Here is an 11,080-nt window from a genome sequence, read left to right as displayed (position 1 = left end):
TCTCTATCGCTGTCTTGCACGCGACCATCAGGCCCATCGCCATCGACCAGCTGCTCCATCGGCTGCGCGAGCCTCCGCGAAGGCGATGCGCCATCGCACATCGACGGCTAAGTTAGCGCCTATGGGGTCAAGCCCGAGGACGACGGAGAGTGGGGTGAGTTTCGCGCAAATCCAGCGATGGTGAGGGAATAGCAGCGGCGTTGTGCCTCTTGCAGATCGCCCTCCCTAACCTCCGTTGCACCTCTTGCAGATCGCCCTCCGCAACCTCCGTTGCGCCTCTTGCCGATCGCCCTTCCCCAACCTCCGTCATTCCAGGCCTTGAGCCTGGAATCCATCGCCGCAGTCGAGGGGCCAGCATGGGTCCTCGGGTCAAGCCCGAGGACGACGGAGAGTGGGGTGAGTTTCGTGGCAAATCCAGCGATGGTGAGGGAATAGCAGCGGCGTTGTGCCACTTGCATATCGCCCTCCCCAACTTCCGTCATTCCAGGCCTTGAGCCTGGAATCCAATGGCAGCAGCCGAGGGGCGGCGTGAGTTCACGGGCCCAGCCCGAGGACGACGGAGGGCGGGGTGAAAATGCTCACCCGCCCTTCGCTTTCCGCAGCGCGATCAGCCCGCGGCGCAGCCACAGCAATTGCTGCGGCGGCATGTGGCGCAGATGGTCGTAGTCCATCACCGCGACATTATAGACGGTGCTTCGCACCTGCGGGCCGTCCTCGCAGGCAAGCAGGATCGCCTGCAGCGCCATCATCCGGTTGCTGGCCTTGCGGGCGCGGTCGGCGAGGCTTTCGGTCACCTCACCTTCATGGCCCTTGACGGCAAAGAGCGATTGGGCCCTCGGGCTCGGTGCCGGGATGCCCGTGGTCTTGTGGTAGCGGGCCATGGCTTCGGCATAGTCGTCGCCGGCCTGGCGCTGTTCGTCGGTGATGGCGCCATCGAGGAACATGCGGCCGAGGGTGTAGCCGGCATAGGGGCTCCTGACCGTCTCGTCATCAACCGTCCTGTTGAAGCCGTGGATGCGGCGGCGGGCGGCGACCGCGACGCTGACATTGTCCTTCTCGGTCTCGAAGGGCTTGATCTTGCCGCAGGGGAAACGCTCGACATTCGTCTTGCGCGGCCGGCCGGCGCCTTTGTTTACCCGCTGTGTCTTCACCTTGGTGGCCTTGCCGCCCATCTGATGTCCTTCCTATCGAATGATGCCGTTTCTAAGTGCTGCGGCGACCAGGGCGGTCTCCTTGAAGACGCCGAGTTTCGCCTTGGCATTTGATATGTGGGTGTTGACGGTGATCGGCGAGATGCCGAGGATGGCGCCGATCTCGGCGGCGGTCTTGCCGGCCGCCATCCAGCCGATGATTTCGCGCTCGCGCGGGGTGACGGCGTTCATGGCGCCGGCCCGTCGATGGTCGGCACGCGCGGCATCGTTACATGGGCGCCCGACAGCGTCACCCGCGTCACCCGGTCGGGATGGCGGGTCGGCGCGGACAGCTCAGCGTCAGGCGGCCTGGGCGCCAGCTGGCGCGAGGGAAACCGGTCGCGGTTGCGGTGCGCCATGTTGATGACGGTGTTCTTCTTCGAGCCGAACAGCTCGGCGATCTCTCGTGCCGAAAAGCCCGCCTGCCAGAATTTCTGCGCCTCGGCGATCTTGTCTTCGGTCCAGAACAGCTCTCTCATCCCACCGTCTCCTGTGCGTCTCGTGCGGCCCTTGCGATGACCGGGTTGTCGGGAAACATGCTGGCGAGCTGCCGCCTGGCGTTGAGGCTGCCGTTCGCCGCCTGTCTCAGCAGTTGCATCTTGTAGGCCGCGACCTTCGGCTGCGGCGGTTCGGGCCGCACTTCGATCGGCGGCCGGCTTTCCCTTGTCATCACCGCCTGCTGCTGGCGGGCCAGTTCGGCAAAGCTCGCGGCACTGGGGGCGAAGGCGCGGTTGTGATCCCTCACCTTGCCGGCCAGGAACAGCTTGGCGGCGCGCCAGACCGCCTCGGCCGGAATGCCATCGATGGCGACGAGATAGGCGCGGATCTGCATGTCGGGATCAATGCCGGCGGAGGCCGGAAAGCCCGAAAGCATCCCCGCTATGATCGTCACCGGAGAGGAAATCTCGTGCGGCATCGACCGATGTCCTTCTGCCCGTGTTTGCATCACTTGATCCCGCTTCCCTCGCCTTCTCATTGAAATACCAGTCGGATTTGATCGCCCGCCAGCCGCGCAGGATCTGCATCTCGGCGGCGTCGACCGGATTGCCGGTCTTGAGATACTCCTTGACCTGGATCTTCGCCGCGTAAGCCGTCAGCGGCTTCTTCAGCGTGCGGCTGCGATGCTCGATGATCGCCGCCGCCAGCTCCTGCCCCAGCACCGGGCTCAAGATCTCCATGATGTCCTTGTTCATTGCTTCCTTTTCCATGCGCATCCCTTTCCGCTCGCCCACTCAGACCGGCAGCCGGCGCCGGCGGCCGGCGAAATTGACCGCAGCACCCGGCCGGGCGGCGCGGCCGGCAAACCGCCGGACCTTGCCGGCGACGTAATCCTCCTGCGCGGTGTCGCCCTTCTCGGCGCTGCGCAGCCGGTGGATCTCCGTTTCCACGGCCGGTACCGGCAGGCCGAGAATGGCTGATATTTCGATATAGTCCCGGCCGGAGCGGAAGAGCTCGAGGGCGTCCATGTGTGTGCCTTGACAGGCTGGGGCGATGCTCATCGCGTGATCCTCATTCGCTCAGGCGCGGCCGGATGCCCCCGGCAAAGCGGGCCTTGGCCGTGCTTCATTTTTCGAGTTCGCTGCTGACAACAGGAGCCGCTCTGTTGCGGGAGCAAGGGCTCCGGTCGTCGTCTTGGGCTGCTGCCCTGTGGCCGCGACGCGTCGCGTCCATGCCGGCGTCGCCGAGGGAGGGCAGCGACGCCGGCGACCGATAGCCGTCAGGGAGGAGTGAGGCTGTCGGATCTGGTGATCGACAAGGAAGAGGGCAGGATTGTCGTCTGCCGCATCTCTTCCGGCTTGGTCTGCCGGCCGCAATTTTCGCAATGGCGCTCGATCACCTCGGCGATCGACAGCGCCCTGCCGCAGGTCGGGCAGCCGGTGTAGCGGGCGCCCCGATGATTGGCGAAGCCCGAAAGCCGGGGCCGGTTGTTGATGATATGTGCTTGTTTCATGGCAATAAGGGTACGTAAAATACCTCGCACGTCAAGCGATTTAGGGCATTACATGTACCTTTTTTTAGGGTATAATTTATATCATGTTGAAAGATCAGGAACAATTTGAGCGCGAAGAACGCGCAAAGCGTCTGGTCATGGCCAGGAAGAACGCCGGCTTTGCCGGGCCGAAGGCGATCGTCGATCGTTTCGGCTGGAACGCCAATGTCTACAAGGCGCATGAGTCGGGCCGGAACGGCTTCGGCATCGCCGACGCGAAGAAATATGCCAAGGCGTTCAAGGTCAATCTCAACTGGCTGCAGTTCGGAACCGGCGACGCGCTCGATCCGGAAGAGCGGCCGGTCTCCGTCGCCGACGTGCCAAAGATCTCCTGGGTCAGCGCCGGCCAGCTGACCGAGCAGGCGCCGATCACCGACTTCTCGGAATTCCCGACGGTCGCCGCGCTCGATCTGCCGGACGGCGACTGGATCGCGCTCGAGGTCGAGGGCAATTCGATGAACAAGATCTCGCCGCCGGGCTCGATCATTTTCGTCAACCGCCGCGATAAGCGCCTGGCGCCGAACGCGCTTTATGTCGTCGCCGACGAGACGGGAGCTGCGACCTACAAGCGCTACCGCCCGAACGACAATCCTCCCTTCCAGCCCGCCTCCTACGAAGAGGTGCCGCCGCCGGAATTCCAGGGCGCCGTCACCATCATCGGCCGCGTCCGCCGCTCGGTGATCGAGATGTGAGAGTCCGGGCTTGTTCGAAACACTAATTGATTCCAGGACATAGAACTCATCATTCCGGCAAAACGCCAGCCTCCTGCGAAAAAGATTCAAGATGATCCGCCCTTCCTCACGCGCCGGCCGAATTTGGTTCTATATCGTGAGCCTTGCCGTGCTGCTCATCGCTTTCGGCGCCGCGCGAAGCATGCTGCATTGAGGTGAGCCTCTAAGATCGAAGCGCATCGGAGGTCTCGCCGGCGCTTCCATCACCGCGCAAAGCACTGCGGTCGCGCTTGCGACACTGGTGCGCCTGGAACCCTAGCTTTCGAGCGCAAGCATCGAAACTGAAAGACCGCGACGCGCTCCGCGCCGGTCACCGCCGCCTGCGCGCACGTGCTATCCTGATCTCTCTTCCTTCCTTCTCTCTTCCATCTCTTTCCCGTTCCTGAAGGCTGGTGAGGGAGGGTTCCGGCCAAAGCTTCCCCCTACCCCATGGGCAAAGCCCATGAAGCCGGGAGAGCATTGGCCATGTCCTGAAGGCCGGAGCCGGGATGGGACACGTGCCAGAGGGGCCATTCGCTTCGCCCTCGTCCTGATTTTCTGACAGCGCACTTAAGGACTTTCGCTTCCCGCGCCGCTGGGCTTCGTCAGCTCGGGAGTTGCACCCGGTCGCCCAATCACTGCGCCCACCCATACGCCTATGATTCGTACCCCGTCAACATGCGGGGTATTTTTTATATCCCGATCTGTTGACGCGTTGAGGTATTATATATACCTTGATCTCACCTGCCATCAGCCGGCATGAGAGAGGCAAAGCGATGCAGCATTTCCGCAAGATCGAGACCGAACAGAGCCTAAGGGACGCCCGCTGGAATGCCGCCCGCGGGCTCGACGACTGTACCGCCTATATGGCCAACGAAGCCCAGCGCATGGGCGCCCTCGGCTTTGTCTATCTCCGCCGCCCCGAACATCTGCTCCGCGGCCCGTCCTGGCTGCGCGGCGCCACGGCAAGTGTGGCGGCGCATTACCGCTATGCCCGCGAGATCATGGGCATCACCGATCGCGATCAGTTGTACGCCTGAGGGAGAAATGGACATGTCCGCCGATTGCATCATCAAGGCCTTTTCCGGCTGCCCCTGCCCGCCCAATTGCGTGGAAAGGCGCGCCACCCCAACGCCGCTCACCTTCGTCTCCTGGCGGATCCAGGCCCTCGCCTGCATCGCCTTCGGCTTTGTCATAGCGATCGTTTCGGCCGCCTGGATGGAGCCGCAGCTGAAGCATCGCGATCTGGCGAATCAGGAGCAGATATCATGGAGATGAGCGAAGGCCTTTCCCGACACCGCCGGTCAGGAACTGAACTTGATGTCGCTCGCCTTGGCCGCCGTTATGAAGGCGCGGCGCACCTGCTCGGGCCCGGCGGCATCGTTGAAGACGTCAAGCACAAGCAGTTCGGCAGCCTTGGCCGCCGGCGTCTGCTCCGGCCAGTCGCTCAGCAGCATATTGCCGGCCTGGACGACGTTATAAACCGTCCTGGTCTTGCCATTGATGGTGATCTTCACCGGTTTGAAACTTCGCCGCCTGCTCATGATGCAGCCCCCTCACGCGGAACACGCGACTCAACGAATCACTTTGAGAGTCGTTCCGGGCTCGCATTTTTCTCACGCACGCTTGGTTATAACTTTTCGGTGGGAAAATTATAACTGGCAGGCAAGAGCAGCAGGATGTGTCCACCCTCGCCAACGGCATGGCGGAAATCGGCGAAGATCCAGTTCGTTACGGCGTTTAAGCAAATAGTGACGGATCCAGTTGGTAATCACGAGAACATGCGCGTCGTCGGCATGCCATACTCGCCTCCATGTAATCCTCAAACCAAGAATACCCGGTAACAAACGTGCCAGAGCAAATCAAAAGCAGCGACCAATTTACCTGGACATATGCCCTCTGGCTGTTGCCGTTTCTGGGACCGGATTGGCTTTATTGGCTTGCTCCCCGATGGGACTGGTGGACGATCGATCTGATCGTCTTTCTCGCAACGCTGATCGCCATCGCAGGCTCCCTCTGCTTCAACCTGGCGCTGCGGCGCTGGCGACGCGCCCTGTTTCTCCTGGCAACGCCCCCGCTGCTGCTCGTCTGCCTTCATCTTCTCGCCATCGCCGGCATAACGCCCGACAGCGTTCGATTTGCACTGACCAAGCAGGCATATCTGGCGGAGATCAAACGAGCCGATCCCCCGGAGGAAGGGCAGCGCTTCCGGACATTCGTATGGGACGATACATTCAGGCATAAATCCTACTCGACGCTGGTCTATGACGAGAGCGATGAGATTGCCTTGCCCAAAGGCGCACAAACCGCAGCCTGGCAAAAGCGCCTTCAGAAATTCTGTTCTGAAAAAAGGAAGGAATGCGTCACTCTCGATCCCGGTCCGAACGCATTCATCAGCGTCAGCAAGATCGGCGAACACTTCTACATTCTGGACGACAGCCTGCCGAACGCGTTTCCCTAAGCCAAGATCTGAGTGGAAACGAAAAACCCCGCCGAAGCGGGGTTTCTAGCTGGTCGGAGTGGAGTGATTCGAACACTCGACCCCCACGTCCCGAACAACAACGTTTGCGCCAAAAAGCACGAACTTTCGGGCTTTTTTGATAGCGAATGCCGCGTCTAAAAGCGCTCTTTTTCGCTCAATCGTTGCCAATCATTGCCGTAAGCGGGCGCGCAACAATCACGGCACAGAAAAAAGTCAACCACCCTGCCGGCTCTCCGGCGGGCGCGCCGTCGTGCGCTCTCTCCAAAGAAAGGATTGAGATGGACTATCGAAATTTATGTGACAACGACTACGAGCGCCTGAGCGACTATATCGCCGCAGGAGCGTACTCGCTTCGGAGCCGTCACGGTTTCCGCATACCGGCACTTGTTGTCGACCAATGGCGACAGCAGGGCTATGCCGTGCTTCGAACCAACACATTGGCGCAACGCTTCGGTGTCGGTCGCAGGACAATGTGGAATACGATCAGAGGCGCGATTGAAGCTGGTTTCATCAAGGAGATCGGTCGCAACGAGGATGGCCGCCCTATGTATGTGCCGGTCGTCGAACGCGGCGACGAGTGGCGGGCGCAATATAATGCACGGATGGCCGCCCATGAAGCCGCTTGACAAGCCAGATGGCCTTTTGGCCAAGCACAATCTGCTGATCCGAGTTATCGAAACGGATTGGGCGACAAAACTTGATCACAAAGTGATGGCGGTGCTGGTCGAGCGCTACATGTCCGCCCACCGCAATTCACGCGCCAGCCTGCGCTATCTCGAAAAAGCTACCAGGGCCACACGCGCCAACGTCATCGCCTCTCTTCGGCGCCTTGCCGGCGAGCACGTCATTTGGGTTATTCGCGAAGGTGTCGGCACCCGGCCGACTGAGTTTGGCCTCAACTTCAACTTTCCTAGTGGTATTGCGGGCGATACCTCTGGCAGCGGTATTGCTGGCGATACCACTACAGGAAGGAGCGGTATCGTAGGCGATACCGCTAGAGGTACTGCTGGCGATACCTCTAATGGCTCCAGCGGTATCGTAGGCAATACCGAATCCCTTTTACATAACCCGCTTACAAGCGGGGTTACTGTAAAAGAGAAATCTGCACCCGCCTCGGCGCATGGCCTTTCGGCCGCGCCGGTCGGGGCAGATTTTGAGGTTGATAAGACAATCGTCGAGCTGACTGTCACGGCGGCAGAAGTCGATCAAGATGACGAAGGAACATTCATTTATGTGGTGATGACAGATGCCGTTGGCGGGGAGCGCGATGACAGCTTCACGGTTGAGGCGCAGTCGCAACGGGTTCAGGAGGCCGGTCAGGCCCAATTCGCGGAGTTTCTACGGGCACTAGGCACGGATATGCCCGGCGATGTGAGCGAACTGATCGGCAAGTCGTTGTATGTTGTCGGGCGCCACGGGATCCCAAAGTACCTCCCGGCGGACGCCTGGGGCCGCCGTGCGATGGGCGTGGCGGCGTGACGCCCGGCTTCCACCAACGGAATACCTCTTGTTGCCCTCTGCCGGTTCACAGGCCATCATCGTAAACGTCCCGACGCGCCTTTTGGAGCTTGAGGCGGCGAAGCTCGTCTCGCTCCATCTGACGTTGGCGCTTCTTGCTGGCCTCTGCCATCAAAGTATCCTCTGCAATCCGCTTAAGGACGGACAGCAATAGTCCGCCCAGCGCCACCAGCGCCATGACAGCAAGCTTCCCAGCCAGCTTCAAAAGGAGGCCAATTAACTTGGCGAAACCAGAAGTGATAGATCCAAACAAAACGATTCCCTCAACCGCAGATCGCAACCCTACTCCAACCGAAGGAGGATTCAATCAGTCGAGGGATCTACTGTGACCAACACCGACGTTAATCCAGATCGCCCGCTACGCGGCCGGCGCCTATCGTGGCGCGAATTCACCGAGCTGACTGGCATGCTGAAGCCAGATTACGCGGCCCGCGCTGCGAACGATAATGAGCAGAAGGCCGGCATTCGCGCCGGCCAACCTTTTACATGAAAAGCTGGATCAGCATGATCACAGCAGTTATCAATGCGGGCTCGACTTCAACTTTGAAGCCTTTGCCGCGCAGGTATATAAACCGCATGTTCTCGTCCTTGGAACATGCCCGGACGTCCAGGCGAGCTAAACCTGAAGCAGATCTGCAAGCGATACGGCTATTGCCGTGACTATCTAGGAAGAATAAGGGGCATCCACCCCGAACGCCGCTGTCATCCGACTTGGCGGCTGGAGGATTATTCTTCCGACTGTCGCGCTGATTATTCTAAATAATAGAGTTCAGTTCGGATCGGACAGAGTTCCTAAGCATGAAGATACTCAGCTCTATCTGATTCGTCAAGGCCGGGTTAGCAACTCGACAAATTGAAGTCACAACGGCAATTTGCGCATAAAATCTGTGAAACGCGGGTATTACGCACGCTAAAGTTTGGTTCGCAGGCCCCGCCATATTGCGAATACTTACAAGAGTTGGTTACTTCACTGGGTGATTCGTAGGAGTTGACGGTGAGCGAGCTAGCCCGAGCGCGGGAGCGATACATAAAAAATAAGCATGATGCGCGCAAGGCAGCCGTTGTAAACCTTGAGCCGCATCTCCAAATCAAGTTCCACGTCGCCGAATGGAGCAATCGGTGCTTCGAAGCGATGAAGTCTCAGTGGTCTAAAAGTGAATTCGACTGGGAAGAGATTCGGAGGCGATATCGCGAGCCGGATCAACTTGATTTCGCCATCTGGCACGAAGACAGACTTTGCGCGATGGGCCTTGCGGTTACAACCGGGCAAAGCGTTAAGCTTAAATTCATCGAAGGTGATGCAAGGTTGGATTGCCCTCTCAAGGGGCGGCGAATCCTTATTGCACTCGAAGCGGTTGCGAACTATGCTCAAGCTCGGGGCAAGAAAGAGATAATATTGGAACCCTTAAATGAAGATCTCGTTTCTCTTTACGAGACGAACTTCGGATTTGAGATTGTCCGGCCCAAAAACGGTCCTATATTCTGTAGGAAGAAGGTGTGATAATGAGAGCGTTAGCTTCTAAGGCGTCAGCAATGTTCAGCTGGGCTTTCTCGAGCCCTGCTCCCGCGCAGAAGGCGGAGCCGTCTTATGCCGCCCCCCGGCCGATGACTGGTTTCTTTGCTACGCTCACGCATGATCAGAAAGCGAAAGCTTTAGGCTATCGAGGGCCCGAAAATTACGGCGACCCCGAGCTAAAGAAAGCTTAATCGAGAAGCCCGCGGAAAGCGGGCTTTTTTATTGCCCCGGACCGGGGCACCCTAGATCCCTGCCCCGCCTCCGCCGCGGAGCGGCGCCCCCGTCGAGCGTTAGCGCTAATACAGTTTTTCTTTCCCGCGCGCGCAACGCGCGCATAAGAAATCATTGAGCTTTTTGGCGTAGCGACCGCTGCCATTGCCACTCAATGCCCGCTCGCCAGAGCGAAGACAGCGACGACATACGACACGGCGATCATGATGTAGGCGAGTTGAAGAAGGCTCATAGTCCATCCTTTCGTGAGGTGGACTGCTATATATTACGACTTTGCACTCACGGTACATCACAAGATTCGTCGCTTGACTAATCTCCGATTCTGCGAGGCGCGTTGACAAATTTGTATGTTTACAGCACCATTTGACCATCGCCGCTTGCCGGCGCGCAGCAAGTAAGACCCGCGCAAAGCGGGCGGAACAAGCTCCCAAAGTCAAGGTGACAGCATGACTGAAGAAATCCCGGTCTTCGACCGGCGCGATACTATTTTGCCTATCGTCCAGAGTGCCGACGAATGGGCTCCTGGACGAGCCCGCATTAAATCCAAGGGCATTCATCTCCGCCTGCCGAATGACGGGCCAGATATCGAATGGCGCCAGGCTGCGCAGGCCGCCCGCCTCACGTCCAACACTCTCCGCGGGCAGCACGCCAACGACAACGAAGACTGGCCGCTGGCGAAGCTTCTACGCACCGAGCGCAATGAGACCTGCATGGCATTGGCGGAACGGTATCGAGCACTGCATGACGCAGCCACCATGCCGACCGAGTTGATCGGCCGAGAGGCGACAAACCTTTTCCTAGTCCACCGCGAGGATGGCAACGGGAAGAGCAAAGGCGTGAAAGTGGTTGCCGGCCGGAAGGCGAATTTGGACACCCCAGCCAAGCGCATTGCCATGGCGGGTGTCGACGGCAAGGCCATGGGCGCACCGGTCGCCAAAAAGTGGAACGGCGACCAGGCCATACTTGCCGCCATCGATGCCAAGCGCGAACTCGCGATCCTGCGCGCACGATTGGCCTACGTTCCAAAGATCCTGGATGCCTTCGAATGGGCTGTGTGCGACGGCATGACCCTCGAGGCAATCGGCAAACGCCTGGGCGCCGGTAGTAAGGGGGCAAAGGGCGAGGCTCGCGCGCGCATCTTTGACGGTTTCGAGATCGTCGATCGCTTTTGGCGCGATCGTCGGCGCGCGGCGGCGTAGAGGTACCCCATTTCGAAATCCCAACGGGTAAGGGAGAGAGACGGGCGGCAGCGATGCCGCCTTTTCTATTTCAGGGAGCTGTCACCTCCCTGAAGGTGGGCGGCCGCGCGCGGTTGCTCACCAATCCTTCTCTGGCGACCACGGACGAACTGGCGCCGAGAAATTGCTGTCGCTGTCAGGTAGCGATAGCGATCGGGCTTTGGAGCGCGGCTTCGGCCGCTGCTCGCCTGGCCTCCACTGCCGC

General features: G+C 59.7%; 17 protein-coding genes. 8 read left to right on the top strand and 9 right to left on the bottom strand.

What is annotated here, in order from left to right:
- Window positions 1-578: 578 nt before the first annotated feature.
- From EFR00_RS17630 to EFR00_RS17600, 7 genes are all read right to left on the bottom strand, one after another.
- Window positions 579-1,172 (bottom strand): hypothetical protein, encoded by a 594-nt coding sequence (locus EFR00_RS17630; RefSeq protein WP_039618390.1) that lies wholly within the window; start codon window positions 1,170-1,172, stop codon window positions 579-581.
- Window positions 1,173-1,184: 12 nt separating this feature from the next.
- The gene (locus tag EFR00_RS17625) at window positions 1,185-1,382 is read right to left on the bottom strand and encodes a response regulator transcription factor (protein WP_039618388.1); all 198 of its coding nucleotides are present in this window, start codon (window positions 1,380-1,382) and stop codon (window positions 1,185-1,187) included.
- A complete protein-coding gene (locus tag EFR00_RS17620) occupies window positions 1,379-1,669 on the bottom strand; it encodes a GcrA family cell cycle regulator (RefSeq protein WP_039618386.1) in 291 nt (96 codons plus the stop codon). Before EFR00_RS17620 ends, EFR00_RS17625 begins: the two co-directional genes overlap by 4 nt.
- On the bottom strand, window positions 1,666-2,064 hold the full coding sequence (locus EFR00_RS17615; protein ID WP_039618383.1) for a hypothetical protein: 399 nt from the start codon (window positions 2,062-2,064) through the stop codon (window positions 1,666-1,668). The genes EFR00_RS17620 and EFR00_RS17615 overlap by 4 nt, the downstream gene beginning before the upstream one ends.
- Window positions 2,030-2,398, bottom strand: a complete 369-nt coding sequence (locus tag EFR00_RS17610; RefSeq protein WP_039618381.1) for a hypothetical protein — start codon at window positions 2,396-2,398, stop codon at window positions 2,030-2,032. The genes EFR00_RS17615 and EFR00_RS17610 overlap by 35 nt, the downstream gene beginning before the upstream one ends.
- Before the next feature lie 24 nt (window positions 2,399-2,422).
- Window positions 2,423-2,689, bottom strand: coding sequence for a hypothetical protein (locus EFR00_RS17605; RefSeq protein WP_039618379.1), 267 nt, complete (start codon window positions 2,687-2,689; stop codon window positions 2,423-2,425).
- 218 nt (window positions 2,690-2,907) lie between these two features.
- Window positions 2,908-3,141 (bottom strand): hypothetical protein, encoded by a 234-nt coding sequence (locus EFR00_RS17600; protein WP_077990877.1) that lies wholly within the window; start codon window positions 3,139-3,141, stop codon window positions 2,908-2,910.
- An 83-nt stretch (window positions 3,142-3,224) separates the two neighbouring features.
- On the opposite strand from EFR00_RS17600, the gene EFR00_RS17595 reads away from it, so the two are divergent.
- The 3 genes from EFR00_RS17595 to EFR00_RS17585 all read left to right on the top strand — a co-directional run bounded on the left by EFR00_RS17595 (window position 3,225) and on the right by EFR00_RS17585 (window position 5,168).
- On the top strand, window positions 3,225-3,872 hold the full coding sequence (locus EFR00_RS17595) for a S24 family peptidase (protein ID WP_039618378.1): 648 nt from the start codon (window positions 3,225-3,227) through the stop codon (window positions 3,870-3,872).
- A 794-nt stretch (window positions 3,873-4,666) separates the two neighbouring features.
- The gene (locus EFR00_RS17590; RefSeq protein WP_039618375.1) at window positions 4,667-4,930 is read left to right on the top strand and encodes a hypothetical protein; all 264 of its coding nucleotides are present in this window, start codon (window positions 4,667-4,669) and stop codon (window positions 4,928-4,930) included.
- A 13-nt stretch (window positions 4,931-4,943) separates the two neighbouring features.
- On the top strand, window positions 4,944-5,168 hold the full coding sequence (locus tag EFR00_RS17585; protein ID WP_039618373.1) for a hypothetical protein: 225 nt from the start codon (window positions 4,944-4,946) through the stop codon (window positions 5,166-5,168).
- Between the two features lie 26 nt (window positions 5,169-5,194).
- Here the strand turns inward: EFR00_RS17585 and EFR00_RS17580 are convergent, their stop codons facing one another.
- Window positions 5,195-5,434, bottom strand: coding sequence for a DUF982 domain-containing protein (locus EFR00_RS17580; RefSeq protein ID WP_039618371.1), 240 nt, complete (start codon window positions 5,432-5,434; stop codon window positions 5,195-5,197).
- A 305-nt stretch (window positions 5,435-5,739) separates the two neighbouring features.
- On the opposite strand from EFR00_RS17580, the gene EFR00_RS17575 reads away from it, so the two are divergent.
- From EFR00_RS17575 to EFR00_RS17565, 3 genes are all read left to right on the top strand, one after another.
- Complete coding sequence (locus EFR00_RS17575) at window positions 5,740-6,351, top strand: membrane protein (RefSeq protein ID WP_039618369.1); 612 nt, start codon at window positions 5,740-5,742, stop codon at window positions 6,349-6,351.
- A gap of 146 nt (window positions 6,352-6,497) precedes the next feature.
- On the top strand, window positions 6,498-6,998 hold the full coding sequence (locus EFR00_RS17570; protein WP_077990878.1) for a hypothetical protein: 501 nt from the start codon (window positions 6,498-6,500) through the stop codon (window positions 6,996-6,998).
- On the top strand, window positions 6,985-7,851 hold the full coding sequence (locus EFR00_RS17565; protein WP_077990879.1) for a hypothetical protein: 867 nt from the start codon (window positions 6,985-6,987) through the stop codon (window positions 7,849-7,851). The genes EFR00_RS17570 and EFR00_RS17565 overlap by 14 nt, the downstream gene beginning before the upstream one ends.
- Window positions 7,852-7,897: 46 nt before the next feature.
- Here the strand turns inward: EFR00_RS17565 and EFR00_RS17560 are convergent, their stop codons facing one another.
- Window positions 7,898-8,143, bottom strand: coding sequence for a hypothetical protein (locus EFR00_RS17560; RefSeq protein ID WP_125864855.1), 246 nt, complete (start codon window positions 8,141-8,143; stop codon window positions 7,898-7,900).
- Between the two features lie 741 nt (window positions 8,144-8,884).
- On the opposite strand from EFR00_RS17560, the gene EFR00_RS17555 reads away from it, so the two are divergent.
- Window positions 8,885-9,391, top strand: a complete 507-nt coding sequence (locus EFR00_RS17555; protein WP_077990881.1) for a hypothetical protein — start codon at window positions 8,885-8,887, stop codon at window positions 9,389-9,391.
- A 692-nt stretch (window positions 9,392-10,083) separates the two neighbouring features.
- Window positions 10,084-10,836, top strand: a complete 753-nt coding sequence (locus EFR00_RS17550) for a hypothetical protein (protein ID WP_077990883.1) — start codon at window positions 10,084-10,086, stop codon at window positions 10,834-10,836.
- The last annotated feature ends 244 nt before the right edge of the window (window positions 10,837-11,080 follow it).

Source organism: Rhizobium sophoriradicis, from assembly GCF_003939025.1.
In the GTDB taxonomy this organism is placed as follows: domain Bacteria; phylum Pseudomonadota; class Alphaproteobacteria; order Rhizobiales; family Rhizobiaceae; genus Rhizobium; species Rhizobium sophoriradicis.
The sequence above is the reverse complement of the archived record's forward strand: the minus strand, read 5'-3'. Positions and strand labels throughout refer to the sequence as shown.

What these genes read in the sequence shown, in the direction of transcription:
- EFR00_RS17630 (WP_039618390.1), bottom strand. Translation starts at nt 1,172, where the DNA reads ATGGGCGGCAAGGCCACCAAGGTGAAGACACAGCGGGTAAACAAAGGC.
- EFR00_RS17625 (WP_039618388.1), bottom strand. Translation starts at nt 1,382, where the DNA reads ATGAACGCCGTCACCCCGCGCGAGCGCGAAATCATCGGCTGGATGGCG.
- EFR00_RS17620 (WP_039618386.1), bottom strand. Translation starts at nt 1,669, where the DNA reads ATGAGAGAGCTGTTCTGGACCGAAGACAAGATCGCCGAGGCGCAGAAA.
- EFR00_RS17615 (WP_039618383.1), bottom strand. Translation starts at nt 2,064, where the DNA reads ATGCTTTCGGGCTTTCCGGCCTCCGCCGGCATTGATCCCGACATGCAG.
- EFR00_RS17610 (WP_039618381.1), bottom strand. Translation starts at nt 2,398, where the DNA reads ATGGAAAAGGAAGCAATGAACAAGGACATCATGGAGATCTTGAGCCCG.
- EFR00_RS17605 (WP_039618379.1), bottom strand. Translation starts at nt 2,689, where the DNA reads ATGAGCATCGCCCCAGCCTGTCAAGGCACACACATGGACGCCCTCGAG.
- EFR00_RS17600 (WP_077990877.1), bottom strand. Translation starts at nt 3,141, where the DNA reads ATGAAACAAGCACATATCATCAACAACCGGCCCCGGCTTTCGGGCTTC.
- EFR00_RS17595 (WP_039618378.1), top strand. Translation starts at nt 3,225, where the DNA reads ATGTTGAAAGATCAGGAACAATTTGAGCGCGAAGAACGCGCAAAGCGT.
- EFR00_RS17590 (WP_039618375.1), top strand. Translation starts at nt 4,667, where the DNA reads ATGCAGCATTTCCGCAAGATCGAGACCGAACAGAGCCTAAGGGACGCC.
- EFR00_RS17585 (WP_039618373.1), top strand. Translation starts at nt 4,944, where the DNA reads ATGTCCGCCGATTGCATCATCAAGGCCTTTTCCGGCTGCCCCTGCCCG.
- EFR00_RS17580 (WP_039618371.1), bottom strand. Translation starts at nt 5,434, where the DNA reads ATGAGCAGGCGGCGAAGTTTCAAACCGGTGAAGATCACCATCAATGGC.
- EFR00_RS17570 (WP_077990878.1), top strand. Translation starts at nt 6,498, where the DNA reads ATGCCGCGTCTAAAAGCGCTCTTTTTCGCTCAATCGTTGCCAATCATT.
- EFR00_RS17565 (WP_077990879.1), top strand. Translation starts at nt 6,985, where the DNA reads ATGAAGCCGCTTGACAAGCCAGATGGCCTTTTGGCCAAGCACAATCTG.
- EFR00_RS17550 (WP_077990883.1), top strand. Translation starts at nt 10,084, where the DNA reads ATGACTGAAGAAATCCCGGTCTTCGACCGGCGCGATACTATTTTGCCT.